This is a genomic window from Terrabacter sp. 2YAF2, from assembly GCF_052114705.1.
Taxonomy (GTDB): Bacteria; Actinomycetota; Actinomycetes; order Actinomycetales; family Dermatophilaceae; genus Terrabacter.
In genome coordinates, this window is sequence record NZ_JBFRFG010000021.1 from 18,749 (window position 1) to 41,344 (window position 22,596).

Below are 22,596 nucleotides of genomic sequence, written 5' to 3' on the forward strand. Positions count from 1 at the left end.
CTCACGTCGGCGGGCCCTTCGGCTCGTTCCCCTCGTCGGCCGAAGGCCGTATGCCGTCCCGGGTGTCCGTAGGCTGTCGCTCATGGCTGCGGCGAGCAAGGCACCGGCGGTGGAGATCGAGGTGGGCGACCACACCGTGCGCCTCTCGAGCCCGGACCGGGTCTACTTCTCCGAGCGCGGCGAGACCAAGCGCGACCTCGTCGACTACTACCTCTCCGTCGGCCCGGGCATCGTCAACGCGCTGCGCGAGCGGCCGTGCATGCTGCACCGGTTCCCCAAAGGCGTCGACGGACCCAAGGTGCACCAGAAGCGCCTCCCCGCCGGGGCTCCGCCCTGGGTGGAGACCGTGCGGCTGCACTTCCCCCGCTACGGCCTGCACGCGGACGAGCTGTGCGTGACCCGTCTCGCCGACGTCATCTGGGCCGTGCAGATGTCGACGGTCGAGTTCCACCCGTGGAACAGCCGCCGGGCCGACACCGAGAGTCCCGACGAGTGGCGCATCGACCTCGACCCGATGCCCGAGTGCGGGTTCGAGAAGGTGCGCCGGGCCGCGGCCACGACCCACGAGATCCTCGACGAGCTCGGCGCCGTCGGCTGGCCCAAGACGTCGGGCGGCTCGGGCCTGCACGTCTACGTCCGGATCGCCCCGGACTGGGGCTTCAAGGACGTGCGCCGCGGCGCGCTCGCCTTCGCCCGAGAGGTCGAGCGGCGCCTGCCTGACGACGTGACGACGACGTGGTGGCGCAAGGACCGCTCGCCGAAGGACCTCTTCGTCGACTACAACCAGAACGCCCGCGACCACACCATCGCCGCGGCCTACAGCGTGCGGGGCAACCCGCGTGGCACGGTCTCCGCGCCGCTCGCGTGGGACGAGATCGCCGACGCCGAGCCGCAGGACTTCACCATCGCGACGATGCCCGAGCGCTTCGGCCGCCTCGGTGACCTCCACGCGGGCATCGACGACGCGGTCTTCGACTTCAGGGCGCTCCTCGAGTGGGCAGACCGCGACGAGCGCGACGGAAAAGCCACGCCGCCCGAACCCGACGAATGACCCATCTCGACCGAGCACCGCTCCGAACCAACCACCGACACCGGACCACAGAGGAGACACCGTGACCGCCCTGCACGACTTCAAGGCCACCGCCATCGACGGCAGGGAGGTGTCGCTGGATGAGTACGCAGGCGACGTCGTCCTCGTCGTCAACACCGCGAGCGCGTGCGGCTACACCCCCCAGCTCGGTGGCCTCGAGCAGCTCTACGAGACCTACCGCGCCCAGGGCCTGACGGTGCTCGGCTTCCCGTGCAACCAGTTCGGCGGCCAGGACCCCGGCAGCGACGAGGAGATCGGGGCCTTCTGCCAGAAGAACTACGGCGTCACCTTCCCGATGTTCTCCAAGATCGACGTCAACGGCTCCGACGAGCACCCGGTCTACACGTGGCTGAAGTCCGAGCAGGGTGGCCTGCTCGGCAAGAAGATCAAGTGGAACTTCACGAAGTTCCTCGTCGGGCGTGACGGCACCGTCCTCGGCCGCTACTCGCCGACGACCGAGCCCGCCGACCTCGCCGGCGACATCGAGCAGGCCCTCTCGGCCTAGGCCCTACGATCTGCGGGTGGACCACGCCCGCTTCGCCGACCGGGACGCGCGCGGAGTGCTCGACGTCCGCCACGGCCCCGAAGCCCTGGACGCGATCACGCGCGAGGGCTTCTGGGCCGTCGTGGCCACCTTCGAGGGCGCCGTCACCGCGGTCCGCTTCGCCGAGGTCACCCCGAGGTCGTATGCCGTGGGCCCCGGCCTCGCGCGGCCGCCGGCTCCCGCCGTGGGCTGGGAACCGCTCGACCGCCACTGGCGCACCTCACTCGACCGGACGGCATACGTCGGCGCCGTGGGGGAGGTGCGAGAGCGGATCGCTGCGGGCTCCGTCTACCAGGTCAACGTGTGCCGGGTGCTCAGCCACCAGCTGCGCGACGACGCTGACCTGGACGGCCTCGATGCTCTTCTGCGACAGGGCAACCCGGCCCCGCACGCGGCTCGTGTCCGGTGCGACGCCGCTGACCTCGATGTCGTCAGCGCGTCTCCCGAGCTGTTCCTCTCGCGTCGCGGCGGCCGCCTCGTGACACGGCCGATCAAGGGCACGGCGACGACGGCGGAGGAGATGCTGCCCAAGGACTACGCCGAGAACGTCATGATCGTCGACCTCATGCGCAACGACATCTCCGGTGTCTGCGAGCCCGGCACCGTCTCGGTCGACGAGCTCTGCGCACTCGAGACGCACCCCGGCCTCGTGCACCTCGTCTCCACGGTCAGCGGACAGCTCCGGGACGGCGTGGGCTGGGCGGACATCTTCGCGGGCGCCTACCCGCCCGGCTCCGTGTCCGGCGCCCCGAAGTCCAGCGCCCTGGCCGCCATCCGCGACCTCGAGACGGTGCCCCGCGGTCCCTACTGCGGCGCCGTCGGCTGGGTCGATGCCGATGCCGGCGAGGCGGACCTGGCCGTCGGCATACGCACGTTCTGGGCCGAGCGCGACGAGGCCGGCCGGCGCTGGTTGCGGTTCGGGACGGGCGCCGGGATCACGTGGCAGTCGGACGCCGCGGGGGAGTGGGCCGAGACCGAGCTCAAGGCCGCGCGGCTCATCGGGCTGGCGGCGGGCACTGTGACACCATGAGGGCTCCCGTCGGGCGCCTTCCGGGCGGCCGCCGAGCCACCGGGAAGGGACCATGAGCACCACCACGCGCGTCTGGGTCAACGGCGATCTCGTCGACCCGACCGGCCCCTCCGTCTCCGCCCTCGACCACTCGGTCACGGTCGGCGACGGGGTCTTCGAGACCGCCAAGATCGCGGCCGGGCAGCCCTTCGCCCTGACCCGCCACCACCGGCGACTCGAGCGGTCCGCGGTCGGGCTCGGCCTGCCCCCGCTCGACTTGGCCATCGTCGACAAGGGCGTGGCCGCGGTGCTCGACGGGCCCGCGATCGACTTCGGCCGGCTGCGCTACAGCGTCACCGGCGGCATCGGGCCACTGGGATCGGACCGGCATGAGGCCTCGCTCACCTACATCGTGGTCGCGGCGCCGCAGGCGCTCCCGCCTGTCAGCGGGAAGCTCACCGTCGTCCCGTGGACGCGCAACGAGCGCTCGGCCGTCGTCGGCCTGAAGACGACGTCCTACGCGGAGAACGTCGTCGCCCTCGCCCGCGCCAAGGAGCAGGGGGCCATCGAGGCGGTCTTCGGCAACACGCGGGGCGAGCTCTGCGAGTGCACCGGTAGCAACATCTTCGTCGTGGTCGACGGCGTCGTGCTGACGCCACCGGCCGAGTCGGGCCCGCTCCTCGGCATCACCCGCGAGCTCACCATCGAGTGGGGACGGGCCGCCGGCATCGAGATCCGTGAGGCCACCCTCCCGCTCGACGTGCTCGAGAATGCCGAGGAGGTCTTCATCACCAGCTCGACGAAGGACGTCCTGCCGGTCCACGCCGTCGACGACCGCACTCTTCCGGCTGACCGGCCCATGTCGACCGAGCTTCAGCGCATCTTCCGGAGCAACGCCGAGCGGGACTCCGACCCGTGACCGAGCCGAACCGCGCTGGCGACCCGCGACCCGACGGGGCGCCCAACCCGGTGGACTACTCGGACCGCAATGCGACGCTCGACGCCGACGAGGACCGATGGGCGTGGCGAGCCCGACTGCGCCGCAACCGCCTCACTCACGCCATCTGGCGCACGGTCGTCGGAGTCGTGGGCGGCGTCGTGACGATCGCGGGCCTCATCATGGTCCCCGCCCCCGGTCCGGGCTGGCTGGTCGTCTTCTTCGGACTGCTCATCCTGGCCAGCGAGTTCGAGTTCGCGCAGCAGTGGCTCGATGTCGCCAAGCGGCAGGTGGGCCGGTGGAACGACTGGATCATGCGACAGGCGATCTGGGTGCGCGGCGTCGTCGCGCTCGGAACCCTTCTCATCGTGTGGGGCGTCATCTGGGGATACCTCGCCTGGGCTGGGATCCCGCACTTCGTGCCCCAGTGGGCCGAGCAGCTGCTGACACGGGTCCCGGGGGTCGACTGACCCGCTCGTTCGGCGCCGATCGCACGGAGAGGGCGCCGATTACCGCCACGGCGCCCGCACCGGCTATTGTTCCCTGCGTCACCCCGACGGCCTGTGGGCACAGGGGTGCCCGGACGTGTAGCTCAGTTGGTTAGAGCGCTCGCTTCACACGCGAGAGGTCAGGGGTTCGAGTCCCTTCACGTCCACCACACCGAGGGTGTCGCCTGGTTCCAGCTCACCCCGCCGCCGTCATGGCACAGTGACCTGACATGACGTCCGAACTGCAGGCCGCTGCGCAGCAACCAGACCACTACGACGCCTTCGCTGATGCGTACGCACGGGCGAACGAGAACGGCCTGTTCAACCGGTGGTACGCCCGCCCGGCGGTGCTGAACCTGCTTGGCGACGTCGCCGGAAGGCGGATCTTGGACGCCGGCTGCGGTTCCGGGCCGCTCCTGGCCGACCTGACCGCGCGAGGCGCAAGCGTGGCTGGTTTCGACGGGAGCCAGGCGATGATCGCGCTCGCTCGGGAGCGGTTGGGAGAGGAGGCTGGGAGCGGTACCAGATCGTGAGTGTGGCGCAGACTCCGTCGAAGTCGTACTCCTCCGACTTGGGCACGGTCGCGAAGTAGTTCATCTCCGGATACCCCACCGGCGGGATCGTCGGGTGGTTGACCACCACGACCAGCCGACCGCTGGGCTTCACCTGAGCGCGATGTCGGAGTCGTTCACCGCCGCGGGCTTCAGGATCTCGGCGATCAGCGAGCCCCCAGTGGCGCCCGACACTCCGCCCGAGCTGCTGCCGACGAGCGAACTCGACCCCACCCGCTTCATCGGCTTCATCTTCTTCGCGCTCGAAGCCGTCGCCTGAACATCGCCCGCGAATCGTGCGCAGCTGGTCACAGCTGAAGGTGTCGTGGGCTCGACATGGGCGAAGTCGCCTCTCGGTGGAAAAATCCGGAAGTCACAGCCCCATCTCGGCCTCCAGTCGGCCGGACTTCACGGCTTGGACGACGGCGTCGTAGTCACGCTCGTTCTGGTCTGCGTAACTGACCGCGAAGTCGGCGATGGCCCGGTCGAAACTGTCACCCTTGCCGAGGTAGGACGCGATGGCGATCCGGTCGCCGGAGCGAGCATGGGCGCGGGCCAGGGTCGCCCCGCACATCCGCGAGTAGGCGGTCATCCCCGAGGGAACCATGGCCTCGATGTCCGCCGACCCTTTCCAGTCGCGCAGCTGGCGGACATAGAAGTCGCGCTCCTCGCCGTCGAAGCCGGTCACGTGCTCCCAGCCCAGGAAGATGTCGCTCACCGCCTGCATCAGGCGTTGCCCTGCGACGACGCGCTGGCCGTGGTTGCGGTACTTGCTCTTGCCCACGAAACGCTCGAGCACCGACTCCTGTGCCTCCTTGGCCTGCAGGAACAGCGGGTCCTGGCCGTCTCGGCCCAGCAGCAGCAGGATCCAGGCGCGAGTGCCGACACTGCCGACGCCGACGACTTTGCGGGCCGCGTGCACGTACTGGAAGCTCTCGAGCAGCTCGCGCCGGTCGGTCTCCAACGTGCGGCGGTAGGTCCGGATCAAGGCATGGAACTGCTCGTTCAGGGCATTGCTGTCCGACTCCGACGTCATGAGATCCTCGACCGGTACGACGAGGGGAGGGTCGGACACGATCCTGCGTTGGCCGTCGACCACGTGGGTCAGCTTGCTGAAGGCCTGCATGCTGTCCCGGGTCCGGGCCTTGGCGACGTTGGCCTCGGCCCTCTTCCGTTGTTTCTTGGTGACGCTGCCCGAGAGCTCCTCGAAGAGCTTCGAGATCTCGATGTGCGCGTACCACACGTCGAGGTTGCGGGCGGCGGCGAGCTGGAGCATGCGAGTGCGGTATTCGGCGACACCGGACTGGACGACGCTCCGCCGGTCCTCGGGCGCGAATCCGCGGTCGCGACCGGCGATCTCGAAGCTGGCCGCGAGCCGTTTGACGTCCCACTCCCAGGGGCCCGGGAGCGTCTCGTCGAAGTCGTTGATGTCGAACATCAGCTGCCGCTCAGGTGAAGCGAACACGCCGAAGTTGGACAGGTGGGCGTCACCGCACAGCTGGGCGTTGAGTCCCGAGCGTGCGGTGGCCGCGAGGTCCGACGCCATGATCAGGGCGGCCCCGCGGTAGAAGGTGAACGGCGAAACCAGCATCCGCCCGTAACGCAGCGGCACCAGTTCGGGGACCCGGGTCGCCGCCTGCTCCTCGAGCAGCGCGATCGGGTCGGGGCGGCTCGTCGCCGGACTCCAGTGTCCGTGCCCACTGCGAGGGCATTCGTTGCGGGCGGCGTGGCCCCGGGCCTTCCGCTCTTCCGGGGTCAGCCGGTTGATCTTCCTCGGGCCGGCCGGAGCCCTGCTGCGGCCGTCGCGGGGGGTGAGTCGTTCATCGGTCATGATGCGCTCCTAGGTCGGACGCCTCGTGCCGGCACGCGTCGCCTGCACCCGCCGACCGTCGCACCGCCGGCCCGGCCGCGCACCACTCGTTGCGAGCGATGTTCGTCCATCGCTGCGACGAAGGTCCAGCCCTCAACAGCACTCCAGCCGCGGCGCAGCGGCGTCGCAACAGGCGCGCGGTCCGAGCTCAGCCACGCCCATCGCGACCACCAGGACCACCCCGCCGAGCCAGGCGGTCAGGCCCAAGGACTCACCGCCCAGGCCAACGGCCAGCAGGGCGGCGAACACCGGCTCCATCGTCATGATCACCGCCGCCGACACGGCGGACAGTGCCGCCTGCGCCCAGGCCTGGATCGCGAGTCCGAGGCACGTTGCGACCAGGGCCACGTAGACCACCGAGGTCCAGGCCTGCGTCGACGGTGGCGCCGAGAGGTCGCCGGTGACGGCGGCCGCCAGTGTGCACACCACCGCCGCGACCGTCACCGACACGGTCGTGATGCCGACGGAGTTGACCGGCGTGGCCCACTCACTCAGGGCGGCGATGTGTCCCGCGAAGCCGGCTGCCCCGGCAAGGGTCAGCAGCGCACCGGCAGTCAGGGGAGCGCTCGGCCCGCTCGTGAGGAGCACCAGACCCACGCCACTGAGCCCGACCGCGATCCAGCCGGTCCGGGTCACCGGACTCGCGAAGGCCGCGGACGCCGCGATCGGCACCATCACGACCGACGAACCGGTCAGGAAGCCCGACAGCCCGGCCGAGGTGTGCTGCAGCGGTGGTCTGGAGGAGAAACCCGACCCCGAGGAAGAGACCCAGCGCCGCTCCTCGCCGTAGCTCCCTCGGATCCAGGGCGAGCGTCCGGCGGAGGGACGCGAGCAGAAGGACGATCGCGGCGATGCCGAAGCGCCACGACAGGAACGACGCCGGGGCCAGAGCGTCCAGCGAGGACTTCGTGACGACGAAGGTGGAGCCCCAGGCAGCTGTGGCCAGCAGGAGGGCACCGGATGCGGCCAACCGGTTGGGCAGCGCGACCGTCGCAGCGGGCACACCCCCATTCTGCTCGCGGTGTCGGCGGGTGCCGAGCGCCTGGGGCGCGTAGTGGGTACGAGTCACCAATCGACGGGGTGGGCACACTCCAGCGGCACCCCGCCCCTGGGGGAGAGCAGCCCACGTTGCCCCGGTGGACCAAGGAGGCGGCCCCATGAGCTCCAGCACCGGTGACCGGCCCGCGGGCCCTTCCACCTGGCTCACGACAGCGGCCGCCGTGCAGGCGGCCGCGATCGGGTGGCTGGTCTCCCTCGGTCATGCTGGTGCATCCGTGTCGCGTCCGATAGGAGGGCCGCGCACGGCGGGCGCTATCACCTCGGCCTCGGCCACGGCACACGTGAGCTTCGGGGTGCCGGTGACGCACATCACGGCGCTGGAGGACCTCGTGGCCGACGCGCGCAGCCCTGAGCTCGGGTTGATCCACTTCACCTCCGGCAGCTACTCGGAGGAGGCGCTGGAGTATGCCGACAGGTTCGGCCTGGCCCTGTTCACCTACGACCGTGCCGGGCGAGTGAGCCACGCGAACGCTGCGGCCATGTCGGCGATCATCGCCGCCCCGGCCCCACCACCAGACCCGACCGACGGCCAGGACGGTGCGGACACGCGTTCCGAGGGCACCCCCACCGGTGCTGGCCCATCTCGGTCGCGCGCCAACGGACGGGCCGAGCTGAGGACGTGGGCTAAGGCGGCCTGGCGCGCCCGGCACGCTGCCGTGCCCGCGTCAGGGCCACTGACATACGTGCCGCTCGGTGCCAGCCTGCTCATCGGCCTCCTGACCCTGCCCATCGTGCGGGCCTGGCAGACGGGCGCCGAGCCTGCCCTTCGGGGCGAAGCCGTCATTGTGCCCGTCGCGGTGTTCCTGGCGATGTTCGTGTGGGGGGTGTGGCGGGTCTGGTCCCACCGCGAGCAGGTGCGGCGGCACCGCCACAACGTCCAGCGGGCGTGCTCTCCTCCGCCCCAGGCCCGAGCGCTCGTGGACGCGGTCATGCAGATGTCGGGGCACGGCGTCCCGGGTGACCGGGAGGACTTCGTGCTCCTGCGCAACGACGTGATCGACCTGTCCGGTGTAGACCCGTTCACGGCGGGCGTCCTCGTCTGGGAGGCCACGATCGGAGCCGCTCGACCCGCCGACCGACACGACTGGCTCGACGGTCCCCCCGACGTCGACGGGGCCACGCAAGCCTGCTGAACCGGGCCCGCGAAACTGACACGTGGGACAACTTCACCCCACCTGTCAGTTTCGCGGGCGAGATGAGTGGGTATGCCCGGTTGCCAGCTAAGTCGATCGGCATCCACGGGTGCCGGGATGGAGTGACCGATGAGTGCCGCTGATCTGCCCCCCGTTTCCGCCGACGAGCTCGCCGCGGAGAGCGGGACGGCGCTGCCCGACAAGGAGGTCATGTCGCTTCTCGACCTCAACGCCGACCTCAACCTCGCCCTCGACGTGGCGTCGCCCATCGACCTGGGCGTCGCCGCCAACGCCAACGTCGCCGCGCCGATCAACGGAGCGGTCGGCGCCAACATCCTCTCGGTCGGTTCCGCGGACGCCGCCGTGGCCCACCAGGGCGTGAACATCGACCAGGGCCTGTCGGGCTCTGCCATCGCCCATGCGCCGCAGCACAGCTCCATCGACCAGGCCGCGCCGGCCGCCGGCTCGACCGCCCCGGCGACGGACCCGGCCCCCGCACCGGCGCCCAGTGCGACCCCGACGCCGACCTCCGCCCTGAGCGGCAACCTGCTCGACATCAATGTCCACGCCGCAGCGGACGCCAAGCTCGCCGCCCCCATCGATGGCGCGGTCGCCGCGAACGCCAACGTCGCGGCACCGATCGACGCCTCGGTCTCGGCCAACGTCGGCTCGGTCGGATCGGAGGCGACGTCCATCGCCGACCAGCAGGGCTCGATCACCCAGCACCTGGACGGCACCGCCCAGGCCACTGCCGACCAGACCTCCGCGATCCAGCAGTAACGGGTCCTCATGAGTCTCACGTCAGCGGGCGGCAGGGCTCCGGGGCCGGCCACCACGTCCACACCCCACGCCCTGTCGCCCGTCGACGCGAGCCTCGACGGCCCAGTCCACCGACCGGCACCGACCACGGGGATCGAGCTGCTCGGCGCGCTGACCGGCTCGGGCTACCGCAACCCGCCGTCGCTCGTCCGCCGCCCCGACGGACAGACGGTGCAGCTCACGCCCCTGCTCTACCTCGTCCTCGAGGCGATCGACGGCGCGCGAACCTACGCCGACGTCGCCGAGACGGTGAGCACGGCATACGGGCGGCGGATCGCCCCCGATGACGTGCGGAGGCTGACCGAGGCGCAGCTGCGCCCTCTCGGCCTCGTCCGCGGGCCCGACGGGTCGGAGCCCGAGCTCAAGAAGGCCAATCCGCTCCTCGCGCTGCGTTTCCGTTGGATCGTCTCGGACCCCGAGGTGACCCGACGGATCACGGCGCCCTTCGCTGCCCTCTTCACGCCCCTCGTGGTCGTGGTCGTGGTCCTCGCCTTCGCGCTCATCTCCGGTTGGGTCCTCTTCACGAAGGGACTCGGCTCGGCCACCCACCAGGCCTTCGACCAGCCGATCCTTCTCGTCGTCGTCTTCGCCATCACCATCTTCTCGGCGGGCTTCCACGAGTTCGGCCACGCCTCGGCCTGTCGCTACGGCGGGGCGACGCCGGGCGCCATGGGCACCGGCCTCTACCTCGTGTGGCCCGCCTTCTACACCGACGTCACCGACAGCTACCGCCTCGGCCGGGCGGCCCGCCTACGCGTCGATCTCGGTGGGCTGTACTTCAACGCCCTCGTGACCGTGGCGATGTTCGTCGTGTGGCTCCTCACCGGGTGGGACGCCCTCCTGCTGATCCTGGCCGCGCAGCTGCTCCAGATGGTGCGCCAGCTGGCGCCCATGGTCCGCTTCGACGGTTACCACGTCCTCGCCGACCTGACCGGGGTCCCCGACCTCGCCTCCCGCATCGGCCCGACCCTGCGCTCGCTCGTGCCCGGCCGCGAGCCCGAGGCCCGCGCCGCCGAGCTCAAGCGTTGGGCCCGGGTCGTGGTGACCACCTGGGTGCTCGTCATCGTGCCGCTGCTGCTGGCCACCCTCGTGCTCATGGTCGTGGCGCTACCTCGCGTGGTCGGCACCGCCTGGAGCAGCGTGCTCAAGCAGGAGCACGCCCTCACCCTCGACTGGGCTGGCGGCGACCTCGTCGGCGTGGCGATCAGGGTGCTGTCGATCGTGGCCGTGTCCCTGCCCGTTCTCGGCTCGCTGTTCGTGCTCGCCCGGCTCGTCAAGACCGTGACGACCTCGCTCTGGACGAAGACCGCCGGGCGCCCCGGTCGTCGGGCGCTCGCCGCGCTCCTCGTCGTCGCCGTGGCAGCCGCGCTGACATGGGCCTGGTGGCCCGACGCCAACCGCTATCGCCCGGTTCAGTCCTTCGAGAAGGGCACCATCGTCGAGGGGCTGTCCCCGGCGAGCTTCGTCGGCGGGTCCGCCCGCCTCCAGGACGGCCAGATCCGCGAGGGCCAACGCTCCGTGTGGGCCTCCACCACGGCGCCTCCGACGAAGGACCACCCCCAGCTGGCCCTGGTGCTGGTCCCGAGATCGACCTCGTCGGCCAGCGCTGACGGAGCGGCACCGGCCTGGGTCTTCCCGTTCAACCGCCCCGGCGCGCCGGCAGCGGGGGACAACCAGGCCCTCGCCGTGAACACCACCGACGGGTCGACGACCTACGACGTCGCCTTCGCGCTCGTCTGGGCCGACGGCACCAGTGTCACCAACAGCAACTCGGCCTACGCCTTCGCCAGCTGTCGGCAGTGCAAGACCGTCGCCGTGGCCTTCCAGGTCGTCCTCATGACCGGTGACGCGCATGTCGCCATACCCCAGAACATCTCCGGCGCGGTCAACTACTCCTGCGTCCAGTGCATCACCTACGCCTTGGCGCAGCAGCTCGTCCTCACCGTCCCGGGCGAGCTCAGCCCGACGACCCGACAGCGGCTCGACACGCTGTGGCAGCAGATCAACACCTTTGCCACCACCGTCCAGGACCTTCCCCTCGACGAGATCCGCACCCGGCTGCTGGGCTACCAGAGCCAGATCCAGGCGCTGGTGACCGGGGAGCAGCCGGCGACGACTCCCGCGCAGGGGGCGACTCCCACCACCGCCTCCACCACGAGCGCCACCCCCGCCGCGACCGCGACGGGAACGGCGACGGGAACGGCGACGGGAACGGCGACGGGAACGGCGACGCCCGCCGGCACCGAGCCGGCGGCCCCGGCGGACTCCGGTGCCTCGTCATCGGCCACGGCCCCCGTGCAGGCGCCGACGACGGCGCCTCCGTCGCCGACGAGTCCTGCGACGGCAACCAGCCCGGACGGCACCCAGTCAGGCTCGGCGTCCAGTCCGAGCACGACCCCGTAGGCGGGGGCGTCGCCGGATCAGGCTCCGGCCGCGACGAGCACGCCGTCGGTGATGAAACCGAGCAGCAGGCCGCCGAGGATGCACCACGTGGTCAGCTCCTTGAGCCCGGCCCGGCGCGCCACGGCGAGCAGCTCGATGACGACGTAGAGCACCGAGCCTGCTGCGAGCCCGAGGAAGGCGATCGCGACGGTGTCATTCACGACGCTGCGTCCGACCAAGGTGCCGACGAAGGTCGGACCACCGGCGATGAGCCCCAGCAGGGCGAGTCGGCCCCACGAGGGTCGCTCGCGCCCACCGGCGAGCGGCGCGACGATGCCGAAGCCCTCGGTGGCGTTGTGCAGCGCGAAGCCGATGACCAGGAGCACGGCGAGCGAGAGCTCGCCGCTGGCGGCCGAGTTGCCGATGGCCAGGCCTTCGGCGAAGTTGTGCAGACCGATCCCCACCGCGATCATCATCGACAGGCTGGCCGCGTCGACGACGCCAGCCGCTGGCATGGCGCCGGTCTGGGCGCCCCCGGCACCCGGGGCGCCCGTCGCACCCAGGGAACCTGCCGGTGCGCCGACCGGCACCGCGACCGGATCCGGGCGCAGGACCCGGGCCGCGCGCCGCGCAGCGATGAGCTTGTCGTAGTGGACCAGGCCGGCCAGCCCCACGGCCAGACCCACCGCGAGCACGAGGCCCCCACGCACCGCGACGCTCCACTCGTGGTGGGCGAGCGCGGCGTCGGTGGGCTCCCAGGCGTGGGACAGGATGTCCCACAGGAGGAAGAGCAGGATGCCGATGGCGACGCCGTTGAGGCCGGCCTTGAGGCGTGGCGCGGGGCGACGCACGCGCCCGAGCGGCAGCCCGATGAAGATGGTCAGCCCGGCAATGGCCCCCAGCAGCGCGATCTTGGTGGTGGACATGGCGACTTCCGGTCGAGGGTGTGCAGGCAAAGGTAGGCTACCCTAACCAACCGGCGACGCGGCGACGGTGACCGAAGCCCGAGGCCCGAGGACCGCCGCCGGACCGGTCGTCGTGGCGCGCTCCAGAACGCCACGTCACGGACTAGCGTTGGCGTCATGATCGCCACGGTGTCGAGTCTCTACATCTACCCCGACTCCGACGAGCCGGGACAGGAGCTGGACTCCGTCGAGGTGACCGAGACCGGGCCCAAGGGAAACCGTTCGAAGAAGCACGCCGTGCACCTCGTGACGGTGGACGACTTCGTCGCGACCCACCCCAAGGCCAACATCGTCCTCGACATGGACCCGTCGGTTCTCGACAAGCTCGTCGGACGCGTGGTGCGCCTCGGCGAGTGCACGCTCGAGATCACGCAGACACCGTCACAGTGCGCCGGCGTCTACGCCCGAGTGGTCGAGCCCGGCGAGATCGCCGTCGACGATGCTCTCCTCGTCGCCGAGGCGGAGTGAGCGTCCTCGCCTCACCGACGGTGTCGTGCGGGAGCCTCCCGTGACGATCCACTCCGAGCACCCGTTCGACACGCCCGAAGGCGACCGTGACCAGGTGCGACGGCTCCGCGGTCGCATCGGCGGCACCGTCTCGCTGTGGACCTCGGGGGAGGGGGTCGACCGGGCAGGCCTTACGGTCTCGTCCTACCTCGTGGCTCCGGGCGAGCCCGGCCGGGTCGTGGGTCTCGTGCACCCCGACGCGGACCTGCTCGACCAGCTCGTGGAGACCGGGACGGCGGTCATCGCCCTGCTCGGGGCCCGTGACCAGCGGCTCGCGGACGCCTTCGCCGGCACCATGCCGGCCCCGGGTGGGCCGTTCCGGCTCACTGAGTGGGTACAGACCACCTGGGGACCGCGCGCGGTAGCGGCCACGACCTGGATGGGCGTGCGCCTGGACCCGGGGAGCCGTCACGACGTCGGCTGGTCGGTGCTCGTCGAGGCCGAGATCGAGCACGTCGAGGTCGGTGTGGACGAGGCGCCCCTCGTCCACCGCCGCGGTCGCTACCAGCGCCCGTCCTCCTGACGACCCAGCGCCCCACAGGCCACCCGGCCCACCGGGCGCCGGCGGTCAGGTGGTGCCCGACATCTCCGTCGTCAGCAGGCCCGCCGGGATGCCGAAGGCGTCGACGAGCGTCTGCGCGTGCGGTCGCAGCTCCGCGCAGACCTCGTTGACGAGGGCGGTCAGCGCCTTGGCGCGGGCAGGGCTCAGCCGGTCGTGCTCGAGGTACCACGCCTTGTGCCGCTCGATCGTCGAGAGCAGATGCAGGTCGCAGACCCTGCTCAGCACCGCCCGTGCGTCCTCGTCGGCGCAGCACTCGACAGATGCGGCGAACGTCTCGGCGACCACTCGCTCCACGTGGGCCGTGCCGGCATCGACGAGGTGGTCCTGCGTCGCGTTGAAGACGGCGAACGCGTCGACGCCGGGTGCAGTGGCCCGCCGCAGCCGTCGGGCCAGGCCCTCGATGAGGTGCTCCTCGCGCTCGCGCAGCAGCCGCAGCTGGGTGCCGCGGATGCCGAAGGTGACGTCTTCCTCCCGCCCGGGGGCCGCGTCGACGAGCCGCTGGACGATGCCGCGCGCCGATGACCGTTCGATGACGGTGCCGCCCACCAGACGCGCGCCGAAGCGCACGATGCCCGCCGTGTCGAGGTCGCCGAAGGTCGCCTGGTACTCCGTGAGGAGGGACTTCGCCACGAGCTGGAGCAGGACCGTGTTGTCCCCCTCGAACGTCGTGAAGATGTCGGTGTCGGCCTTGAGCGCGGCCAGGCGGTTGGACCAGAGATAGCCCGCGCCGCCGCAGAGCTCGCGGCACTCCTGGATCGTGTCGGTCGCGTGCCGCGTCGTCAGCACCTTGATGCCGGCAGCCCGCGTCTCGAGCTGCCGCTGGTCCTGCTCGGACGTCGTGCGCCCGGCGAGCACGTCGTCCATCGCCGAGACCAGCTCGTGCTGGGCGAGCTGGAGGGCGTATGCCGTCGCGATCCTCGGCAGCAGCCGCCGTTGGTAGGTGCGATAGTCCAGGACCGTCGTCTCCACGTCGCTGCCGGGGGCCGCGAACTGACGCCGCCCAACGGCATACGTCGTCGTGACGGCCAGGGCGGAGCGGGCCGCGGCACCCGCTCCGCCCGCCACCGAGATGCGACCACGGACGAGCGTGCCGAGCATCGTGAAGAAGCGGCGGCTGGGGTTGTCGATGGGACTCGAGTAGGCGCCGTCGTCGTCGATGTCGCCGTAGCGGCCGAGGAGGTTGCTGCGGGGGACCCTGACGTGGTCGAAGAGGAGGCGCCCGTTGTCGACGCCGTCGAGGCCGAGCTTGGGACCGCAGTCCTCGATGGTGACCCCGCGCGCGGGAGCGCCGGCGCCGTCGCGGATCGGGACGAGCACACAGTGCACACCGTGGGACTCGCCGTCGACGACGAGCTGGGCGAACACGGCTGCGAGGCTGGCGTCGCGCGCCGCATTGCCGATGTAGTCCTTGCGCGCGGCTGGCACGGGGGAGTGGACGACGATCTCGTCGGTGGCCGGGTCGAAGGTGGCGGTCGTCAACAGGCTCTGGACGTCGCTGCCGTGGCCGGTCTCCGTCATCGCGAAGCACCCTTGCAGCTCGCCCGAGACCAGCCGCGGCACGAGGTGGTCGTGGCGGCTCGTGCCGAGCAGCGACACCGCGCCGCCGAACAACCCCCACTGGACGCCCGCCTTGACGAAGAGCGACAGGTCGCTGTGGCCGAGCATCTCGAACGCGGCCACCGCCTCGCCGTAGCGTGCGGTCCCGCCCTGGCGCTCAGGGAAGCCGGACGCGGCATACGGCTGCTGGGCCAGCGCGCTGAGCTGGGAGGTGACTCGGGATCGGTGCTCGTCCATCGGGAGTGGCACGGACGGCGGTCCGAAGGTCGCGGCGTCGAGGGCGCGACAGTGGTCGCGCACCTCGCCGAAGGGGCCGTCGAGGTGGGCGCGTAGCGCGGAGGCCAGGGCTGCGTCCGGAGCCTTGTCGGGGGTCTTGTCGGGGGTCTCTGTGGGGGTCTCTGCGGGGCTCTGTGCAGAGGAGTCGGTGGCCGTGGACATCTGGTGCCTTCCGGTCTGGACCTCAGGAGGTCGTGGTCGTGGTGGTGGGCGCGAGGACGGGGGCGAGCCCGTGCCACGCCAGGTCGGTCAGGGAGTCGACGACCGACGCCCGGGGGGCGCGGTCACCCTCCGGGGTGGCGAGCCAGTCGTCGGCGACGGCGCGGACCGAGCCGACGAGCGCGATGGCCCAGGTGCGGGCCCGCGAGGGGTCGGTCGTGCTCGCGCGCAGGGCCTCGAGGAGCAGACCGGTGAGCTGGTCCGTGACCTGGTCGACGGTGCCGCCCACCGGGTCGTCCGCCAGCGGCCGGTCGACGAGGGGACGGTTGACGACGAATCGGTAGACCTCGGTGTCGGACTCGACGAGCGCGAGGTAGGCCTCGACGGTGGACGCGACGAGCTCGCGCGTGTCGGCCGCCGGGGTGCTCGATCGGGACAGCGCGGCGCCGACGTTGCGGACGACGCGGCCGTCGATGCGCTCCGCGACGGCGCGGTAGAGGCCGGCCTTGTCGTCGAAGTGACGGTAGATGACCGTCTTGGACGTGCCGGCCTCGGCGGCGATGTCGTCCATGCCGACACCCGCGCCGTGCGTCCGGATGGCGCGGATCGTCGCGTCGACGAGGGCGGCGCGGCGCTCCTCGCGATGGCGCTCCCAGCGCGAGTCCCGGCCGTCCCGCGGGGCCGTGGACGGTGCCGGCGGCGGTTCGGGGTCGTGGTCCATCTCTCGAAAGTAACAGGTACTTGCTGTATCGACTACTGCCAGTTTCGGTTATCTTGGACGAGAACGACCGGTCCCGCAGTCGACAGCAGGAGACACCCATGGCTTCCCAGTCCACCCCGCGCGCACCTCGCCGAGTCGCGGTCCTCGGGGGCAACCGCATCCCCTTCGCCCGGTCCAACGGCCCCTACGCGAAGGCGTCCAACCAGGACATGCTCACGGCCACCGTCGACGGGCTCGTGGCGCGCCACGGACTCGCGGGGGAGCGCCTCGGGGAGGTCGTGGCCGGTGCGGTGCTCAAGCACAGCCGTGACTTCAACCTCACCCGGGAGACCGTGCTCGGCACGCGGCTCGACCCGACGACCCCGGCCTACGACATCCAGCAGGCGTGCGGCACCGGGCTCGAGGCCGCCATCCTCGTCGCCAACAAGATCGCCCTCGGCCAGGTCGACGCCGGCATCGCCGGCGGGGTGGACAGCGCGAGCGACGCCCCCATCGCCGTGAGCGAGGGCCTGCGCCGGACGCTGCTGGCCGCGAACCGAGCCCGCTCCGCGGGGGAGCGCGCCAAGGCGCTCGCCGGACTCCGTCCCGGGCACCTCCTGCCCGCCATCCCGGAGAACGTCGAGCCACGCACCGGACTCTCGATGGGCGAGCACATGGCCCTCACCGCGGCCCAGTGGGGCATCACCCGCGCCGGCCAGGACGAGCTCGCTGCCGCCAGCCACCAGCACCTCGCGGCCGCCTACGAGCGCGGCTTCTTCGACGACCTCGTCACGCCCTACCTCGGCGTCTCACGCGACACGAACCTGCGCGCCGACTCGACCGTCGAGAAGCTGTCGACCCTCAAGCCGGTCTTCGGCAAGGGCGAGGGCGCGACGATGACGGCCGGCAACTCGACACCCCTGACCGACGGCGCGTCAGCCGTCCTCCTCGCGAGCGAGGAGTGGGCGGCGGAGCACCGACTGACCCCGCTCGCGTGGTTCGTCGACGCCGAGACCGCGGCCGTCGACTACGTCCACGGTGACGAGGGTCTGCTCATGGCGCCCGCGTATGCCGTCCCCCGCCTTCTCGCCCGAAACGGCTTGAGCCTCCAGGACTTCGACTTCTACGAGATCCACGAGGCCTTCGCCGCGACCGTGCTCACGACCCTCAAGGCCTGGGAGGACCCCGACTTCTGCAAGGCTCGCCTCGGTCTCGACGCACCCCTGGGCTCCATCGACCGGGCCAAGCTCAACGTCAACGGCTCCTCGCTCGCCGCCGGCCACCCCTTCGCGGCAACGGGCGGGCGCATCGTCGCCTCGCTCGCCAAGCAGCTCAAGGAGGCCGGCGGAGGCCGCGGCCTCATCTCCATCTGCGCTGCCGGTGGGCAGGGCGTCGTCGCGATCCTGGAGGCGTGAGCATGAGCGATCTCTTCACGACCATCGTCCGCTCGCCGGTGGCCAAGCGGGTGGGGGTGCCCCAACCGACCCGGTTGCGCCGCTACGAGCCCGGTCTGCCGCTGTGCGAGGGGCCGGTCCTCGTCGCCGGTGGTGGTCGGTTCGCCGACGGCGTCGCGTCCTGGCTCGCCGGCGCCGGAGTCACGACTGTGGCGACCGCGACCGACGCCGAGGACAAGGTCGGTGCCGTCGTGCTCGACCTCAGCTCGGCCGTCGACCCGGCCGAGCTCGACCAGCTGCGCCTGCTGGGTGCGCCGGCCGTCAAGGCGCTGAGGCGCAACGGCCGCGTCGTCGTCATCGGCACCGACCCGACGACCCTGACCGGCGTCACCGAGGTGACGACCCAGCGCGCACTCGAGGGCGCGGTGCGGTCCCTCGGCAAGGAGCTGCGTGGGGGCGCCACTGCGAACCTCGTTCTCGCACAGGGGGACGCACCCGACGGAGTCCGTTCGGCGGTCGAGTTCTTCCTCTCCGGCCGTTCGGCCTACGTCGACGGTCAGGTGGTCCGGGTCGACGAGTCGACGAGTGGTGACGTCGACGTGCTCCGTCCCCTCGCCGGCAAGGTGGCCGTCGTCACCGGTGCCGCCCGCGGGATCGGAGCCGAGATCGCCCGCGTGCTGTCCCGCGACGGCGCGACCGTCGTCGCCGTCGACGTGCCCGCAGCCGGGGACGCCCTGGCCGCGGTGGCCAATGGGGTGATGGGCACTGCCCTCCAGCTCGACGTCACGGCCGAGGACGCCGGTCGGCGGATCGTCGAGCACGCCACGGCGCGTCACGGCGGCCTCGACATCGTCGTGCACAACGCCGGCATCACCCGCGACAAGCTCCTCGTCAACATGGACGACGACCGCTGGCGCAGCGTCATGGAGGTCAACCTCCGTTCGATCCTGCGGATGAACGAGGCGATCCTCGGTGACGGCGGCCTCTCCGACGGTGGCCGCATCGTCTGCGTCGCGTCGATCGCCGGGATCGCCGGGAACCGTGGCCAGACCAACTACGGCGCGAGCAAGGCCGGTGTCATCGGTCTGGTCTCGGCGCTCTCGCGCCAGGTCGCGGACCGGGGCATCACGGTCAACGCCGTCGCCCCCGGTTTCATCGAGACCGAGATGACAGCGCGGATCCCGTTCGCCACGAGGGAGATCGGCCGTCGGATGAACTCGCTGCAGCAGGGTGGTCACCCGAAGGACGTCGCCGAGACCATCGCCTGGTTCGCCCAGCCCGGGGCTGCTGCCGTCACGGGCCAGGTCGTCCGCGTCTGCGGCCAGAGCCTGCTCGGGGCGTGAGGTCGCGATGACCAAGGAGATCACCCTCGAGGGGGCCCCGGACCTGCGTCGCATCTACGCCACCGCGGCCCTCCGCCGGGGCAACGCCAGCCGCACCCTGCCCGACGTGCGCTACTCGCGAGCCGGCATACGCGTGGCCGTCGACGACCTCGTCGGCTACTCGCACGTGTGCCGCTTCCCCGTCGCCGGCACCCTTCCGCCGACCTACCCGCACCTCGTCGCGTTCCCGCTCCAGATGGCGGTCATGAGCGGCGACCGTTTCCCGCTCCCGCTGCTCGGCGCCGTCCACGTCGAGAACCGGATCGAGGTCGTCCGCCCCGTCGACGTCGGCGAGCCGCTCGACGTGTCCGTGTGGGCGCAGGACCTGCGGCCGCACCGCCGCGGGCGGCAGGTCGACCTCATGTCCGAGGTGAGCGTGCGCGCCGAGGTGGTGTGGCGTGGGGTGAGCACCTACCTCTCACGGGGCACGGAGCACGTCGACGCCGAGCCGTCTGACCCGCCGTCGACGGAGGCCCTGTCGGCGGTGACAGCGGGTCCGCTGTGGCGCCTCGGCGAGGGCACCGGCCGGGCGTATGCCGCCGTGTCGGGTGACTGGAACCCCATCCATGTGCACGCCCTCACGGCGAGACCGCTCGGCTTCCCGAGCGCCATCGCGCACGGCATGTACTCCTACGCAAGGGTGCTCGCATCGCTGGGTCCGAGACTTCCTGAGTCGGGGCTGACGAGCCGCGTGTGGTTCCGCAAGCCCGTCCGGCTGCCGTCGACCGTCCGCCTGCGCACCGCCTTCGAGTCGTCGCGCACGCTCTCGGTCCTCGAGAACGCTAAGGGCGAGATCGAGCACGCGGTCGTCGAGAACACCTGGTAGCCCCCAACCCGGCCCACCCCTCCCTCACCTCAACCGTCGAGAGGCCACGTGTGGCCGCCTCGACGCCGTCGAGTGGCCACCGGGAGTTGGCCGGACGTGGCCACTCGACGTCAGTGGAGCGGCCATTCGTGGCCTCTCGACATCACTGGAGCGGCCATTCGTGGCCTCTCGACGTCAGTGGAGCGGCCATACGTGGCCTCTCGACGGTGAGTTTGGGGCTGCTGGACTCGGCGGGGCCGGCTCGGCGCGGCAGGTCGCGGCGCCCCGGGCGGCCGGTCATCCCAAACCGCGTCGCCCGGCCCTTCGGTGTCTCGATACCCTTGCCGAGCCGCACCGTGCGGCGCCACCCGACCTGCCGGCCGCCGGCGGGTCCTGTCGAGCGAGGAGCACCAACCGTGTCTGCACAGATCACCGTCACCGTCGCCGGAAGCGAGCGATCGGTCTCGGAGCAGACGACGGCGGGTGAGCTCTTCGAGGGTGACCGCTCCGTCGTCGTCGCGCGCGTCAACGGTCAGCTCCGCGACCTCTTCCACGTCGTCGCCGAGGGCGACGACGTGGAGCCCGTGACCGTCGACAGCGAGGACGGCCTCGCCGTGCTGCGGCACTCGACCGCCCACGTGCTCGCGCAGGCCGTCCAGCAGCTCCACGCCGACGCGAAGCTCGGCATCGGGCCACCCGTCCGCGACGGCTTCTACTACGACTTCGACGTCGAGGCCCCCTTCCACCCCGATGACCTCAAGGCCCTCGAGAAGGCCATGCAGAAGATCATCAACGAGGGCCAGACCTTCGTTCGTCGCGTCGTCACCGACGCCGACGCCCTCGAGGAGCTCAAGGACGAGCCGTACAAGTGCGAGCTCGTCGGTCTCAAGGGCGGCAACGCCGAGGAGGCCGCAGAGGGCGCGGGAGTCGAGGTCGGCGCCGGCGAGCTGACGATCTACGACAACGTCCGGCGCGACGGCACCCGCGCCTGGGGCGACCTCTGCCGGGGCCCGCACATCCCGAGCACCAAGCTCATCGGCAACGCCTTCAAGCTCATGCGGGTGGCCGCCGCCTACTGGCGCGGCTCGGAGAAGAACCCGCAGCTCCAGCGCATCTACGGCACCGCGTGGCCCACGAAGGACGACCTCAAGGCCTACCTCGACCGGCTCGCCGAGGCCGAGCGCCGCGACCACCGTCGCCTCGGCGCCGAGCTCGACCTCTTCTCGTTCCCCACCGAGCTGGGTCCGGGCCTGCCCGTCTTCCACCCGAAGGGCGGCGTGATCAAGCGCGAGATGGAGGACTACGTGCGCGCCCGGCACATCGAGGAGGGCTTCCAGTACGTCGGCACCCCGCACATCTCCAAGGAGGAGCTCTTCTACACCTCCGGGCACCTGCCGTACTACTCGCAGGGGATGTTCCCGCCCATGGACGTCGACGGCCAGAACTACCGCCTCAAGGCGATGAGCTGCCCGATGCACAACCTCATCTACAAGTCGCGGCAGCGCTCCTACCGCGAGCTGCCCCTGCGTCTGTTCGAGTTCGGCACGGTCTACCGCGACGAGAAGTCGGGCGTGCTCCAGGGCCTGACCCGAGTGCGGATGATCACGCAGGACGACTCGCACTCCTACGTCACCAAGGAGGAGGCCGCCGGCGAGGTCAAGCACCTGCTCGACTTCGTGCTGGGCCTGCTCAAGGACTTCGGGCTCGACGACTACTACCTCGAGCTGTCGACGCGCGACGACGCCAAGGACAAGTTCATCGGCAGCGACGAGCAGTGGGTGGCCGCGACGAAGGTCCTCGAGGACGTCGCGACGGCCTCCGGCCTCGAGCTCGTGCCCGACCCGGGTGGCGCCGCCTACTACGGCCCGAAGATCTCGGTCCAGGCCCGCGACGCCATCGGGCGCACCTGGCAGATGTCGACGATCCAGTACGACTTCAACCAGCCCGAGCGCTTCGGCCTCGAGTACCAGGCCGCCGACGGCTCGCGTGAGCAGCCGGTCATGATCCACTCGGCGAAGTTCGGCTCCATCGAGCGCTTCATCGGCGTGCTCACCGAGCACTACGCGGGTGCGTTCCCGGTGTGGCTCAGCCCGGTGCAGGTGCTCGGTGTGCCCGTCGCGGAGGACTACGCCGACTACCTCAATGACGTGCTGAACCGCTTGCGCGCCAAGGGAGTTCGCGTCGAGCTCGACGACAGCGACGACCGCTTCCCCAAGAAGATCCGCAATGCGAGCAAGTCGAAGGTGCCGTTCACGCTCATCGCCGGGGAGGACGACCGTGCCGCGGGCGCCGTGTCCTTCCGTTACCGCGACGGTTCCCAGAAGAACGGCGTCCCGGTCGACGACGCGATCGCCGAGATCCGCGCCGCCATCGAGAGCCGCACCCAGGTCTGAGACCGCAGACCACC

The 22,596-nt window shown here is 71.1% G+C and carries 21 protein-coding genes, 1 tRNA gene and 1 pseudogene; 17 read left to right on the forward strand and 6 right to left on the reverse strand.

Annotated elements, in window-relative coordinates; all coding sequences use genetic code 11:
- Nucleotides 1–82 precede the first annotated feature (82 nt).
- The 8 genes from ligD (at nt 83) to AB4030_RS18825 (ending at nt 4,899) form a co-directional block, all read left to right on the forward strand.
- Nucleotides 83–1,051, forward strand: a complete 969-nt coding sequence (gene ligD / locus AB4030_RS18790; protein ID WP_442280733.1) for a non-homologous end-joining DNA ligase — start codon at nt 83–85, stop codon at nt 1,049–1,051.
- 61 nt (nt 1,052–1,112) lie between these two features.
- Complete coding sequence (locus AB4030_RS18795; protein ID WP_442280734.1) at nt 1,113–1,595, forward strand: glutathione peroxidase; 483 nt, start codon at nt 1,113–1,115, stop codon at nt 1,593–1,595.
- A 16-nt stretch (nt 1,596–1,611) separates the two neighbouring features.
- Complete coding sequence (locus AB4030_RS18800; RefSeq protein ID WP_442280735.1) at nt 1,612–2,664, forward strand: chorismate-binding protein; 1,053 nt, start codon at nt 1,612–1,614, stop codon at nt 2,662–2,664.
- 52 nt (nt 2,665–2,716) lie between these two features.
- A complete protein-coding gene (locus AB4030_RS18805; RefSeq protein WP_442280736.1) occupies nt 2,717–3,562 on the forward strand; it encodes an aminotransferase class IV in 846 nt (281 codons plus the stop codon).
- On the forward strand, nt 3,559–4,050 hold the full coding sequence (locus AB4030_RS18810; protein WP_442280737.1) for a TIGR02611 family protein: 492 nt from the start codon (nt 3,559–3,561) through the stop codon (nt 4,048–4,050). The genes AB4030_RS18805 and AB4030_RS18810 overlap by 4 nt, the downstream gene beginning before the upstream one ends.
- Before the next feature lie 111 nt (nt 4,051–4,161).
- A tRNA-Val gene (locus AB4030_RS18815) sits at nt 4,162–4,238 on the forward strand.
- Nucleotides 4,239–4,298: 60 nt separating this feature from the next.
- Nucleotides 4,299–4,601 carry a methyltransferase domain-containing protein gene (locus AB4030_RS18820; protein ID WP_442280738.1) on the forward strand — a complete coding sequence of 101 codons (303 nt, stop codon included), beginning with the start codon at nt 4,299–4,301 and terminating at the stop codon, nt 4,599–4,601.
- 94 nt (nt 4,602–4,695) lie between these two features.
- Nucleotides 4,696–4,899, forward strand: a complete 204-nt coding sequence (locus AB4030_RS18825) for a hypothetical protein (protein WP_442280739.1) — start codon at nt 4,696–4,698, stop codon at nt 4,897–4,899.
- 93 nt (nt 4,900–4,992) lie between these two features.
- Here the strand turns inward: AB4030_RS18825 and AB4030_RS18830 are convergent, their stop codons facing one another.
- The 3 genes and pseudogenes from AB4030_RS18830 to AB4030_RS18840 all read right to left on the reverse strand — a co-directional run.
- Nucleotides 4,993–6,450 (reverse strand): DUF2252 domain-containing protein, encoded by a 1,458-nt coding sequence (locus AB4030_RS18830; RefSeq protein ID WP_442280740.1) that lies wholly within the window; start codon nt 6,448–6,450, stop codon nt 4,993–4,995.
- 132 nt (nt 6,451–6,582) lie between these two features.
- Nucleotides 6,583–7,164, reverse strand: a complete 582-nt coding sequence (locus tag AB4030_RS18835) for an EamA family transporter (protein ID WP_442280741.1) — start codon at nt 7,162–7,164, stop codon at nt 6,583–6,585.
- Nucleotides 7,165–7,219: 55 nt separating this feature from the next.
- Nucleotides 7,220–7,648: pseudogene (locus AB4030_RS18840) on the reverse strand (DMT family transporter); the annotation flags it as partial.
- On the opposite strand from AB4030_RS18840, the gene AB4030_RS18845 reads away from it, so the two are divergent.
- From AB4030_RS18845 to AB4030_RS18855, 3 genes are all read left to right on the forward strand, one after another.
- Nucleotides 7,647–8,681 (forward strand): hypothetical protein, encoded by a 1,035-nt coding sequence (locus AB4030_RS18845; RefSeq protein ID WP_442280742.1) that lies wholly within the window; start codon nt 7,647–7,649, stop codon nt 8,679–8,681. The pseudogene AB4030_RS18840 and the gene AB4030_RS18845 sit on opposite strands and share 2 nt — an antisense overlap.
- Before the next feature lie 129 nt (nt 8,682–8,810).
- A complete protein-coding gene (locus tag AB4030_RS18850; RefSeq protein WP_442280743.1) occupies nt 8,811–9,461 on the forward strand; it encodes a peptidoglycan-binding protein in 651 nt (216 codons plus the stop codon).
- Between the two features lie 9 nt (nt 9,462–9,470).
- The gene (locus tag AB4030_RS18855) at nt 9,471–11,903 is read left to right on the forward strand and encodes a hypothetical protein (protein ID WP_442280744.1); all 2,433 of its coding nucleotides are present in this window, start codon (nt 9,471–9,473) and stop codon (nt 11,901–11,903) included.
- 17 nt (nt 11,904–11,920) lie between these two features.
- Here the strand turns inward: AB4030_RS18855 and AB4030_RS18860 are convergent, their stop codons facing one another.
- Nucleotides 11,921–12,808: a ZIP family metal transporter gene (locus AB4030_RS18860; protein ID WP_442280745.1), complete on the reverse strand. Its 888-nt coding sequence runs from the start codon at nt 12,806–12,808 to the stop codon at nt 11,921–11,923.
- A gap of 156 nt (nt 12,809–12,964) precedes the next feature.
- Between AB4030_RS18860 and AB4030_RS18865 the strand changes: the two genes are divergently transcribed.
- On the forward strand, nt 12,965–13,315 hold the full coding sequence (locus AB4030_RS18865; RefSeq protein ID WP_442280746.1) for a hypothetical protein: 351 nt from the start codon (nt 12,965–12,967) through the stop codon (nt 13,313–13,315).
- 40 nt (nt 13,316–13,355) lie between these two features.
- A complete protein-coding gene (locus AB4030_RS18870; RefSeq protein ID WP_442280747.1) occupies nt 13,356–13,877 on the forward strand; it encodes a flavin reductase family protein in 522 nt (173 codons plus the stop codon).
- A gap of 45 nt (nt 13,878–13,922) precedes the next feature.
- On the opposite strand, the gene AB4030_RS18875 is transcribed toward AB4030_RS18870, so the two are convergent.
- Entirely contained in the window at nt 13,923–15,911 is a 1,989-nt protein-coding gene (locus AB4030_RS18875; RefSeq protein WP_442280748.1) for an acyl-CoA dehydrogenase family protein, read from the reverse strand.
- A gap of 22 nt (nt 15,912–15,933) precedes the next feature.
- A complete protein-coding gene (locus AB4030_RS18880; RefSeq protein WP_442280749.1) occupies nt 15,934–16,629 on the reverse strand; it encodes a TetR/AcrR family transcriptional regulator in 696 nt (231 codons plus the stop codon).
- A gap of 98 nt (nt 16,630–16,727) precedes the next feature.
- Between AB4030_RS18880 and AB4030_RS18885 the strand changes: the two genes are divergently transcribed.
- The 4 genes from AB4030_RS18885 (at nt 16,728) to thrS (ending at nt 22,582) form a co-directional block, all read left to right on the forward strand.
- The gene (locus AB4030_RS18885) at nt 16,728–18,023 is read left to right on the forward strand and encodes an acetyl-CoA C-acetyltransferase (RefSeq protein WP_442280750.1); all 1,296 of its coding nucleotides are present in this window, start codon (nt 16,728–16,730) and stop codon (nt 18,021–18,023) included.
- 2 nt (nt 18,024–18,025) lie between these two features.
- Nucleotides 18,026–19,345, forward strand: coding sequence for a 3-oxoacyl-ACP reductase (locus AB4030_RS18890; protein WP_442280784.1), 1,320 nt, complete (start codon nt 18,026–18,028; stop codon nt 19,343–19,345).
- 7 nt (nt 19,346–19,352) lie between these two features.
- Nucleotides 19,353–20,210 carry a MaoC family dehydratase gene (locus AB4030_RS18895; protein ID WP_442280751.1) on the forward strand — a complete coding sequence of 286 codons (858 nt, stop codon included), beginning with the start codon at nt 19,353–19,355 and terminating at the stop codon, nt 20,208–20,210.
- 395 nt (nt 20,211–20,605) lie between these two features.
- The gene (thrS, locus tag AB4030_RS18900; protein WP_442280752.1) at nt 20,606–22,582 is read left to right on the forward strand and encodes a threonine--tRNA ligase; all 1,977 of its coding nucleotides are present in this window, start codon (nt 20,606–20,608) and stop codon (nt 22,580–22,582) included.
- The last annotated feature ends 14 nt before the right edge of the window (nt 22,583–22,596 follow it).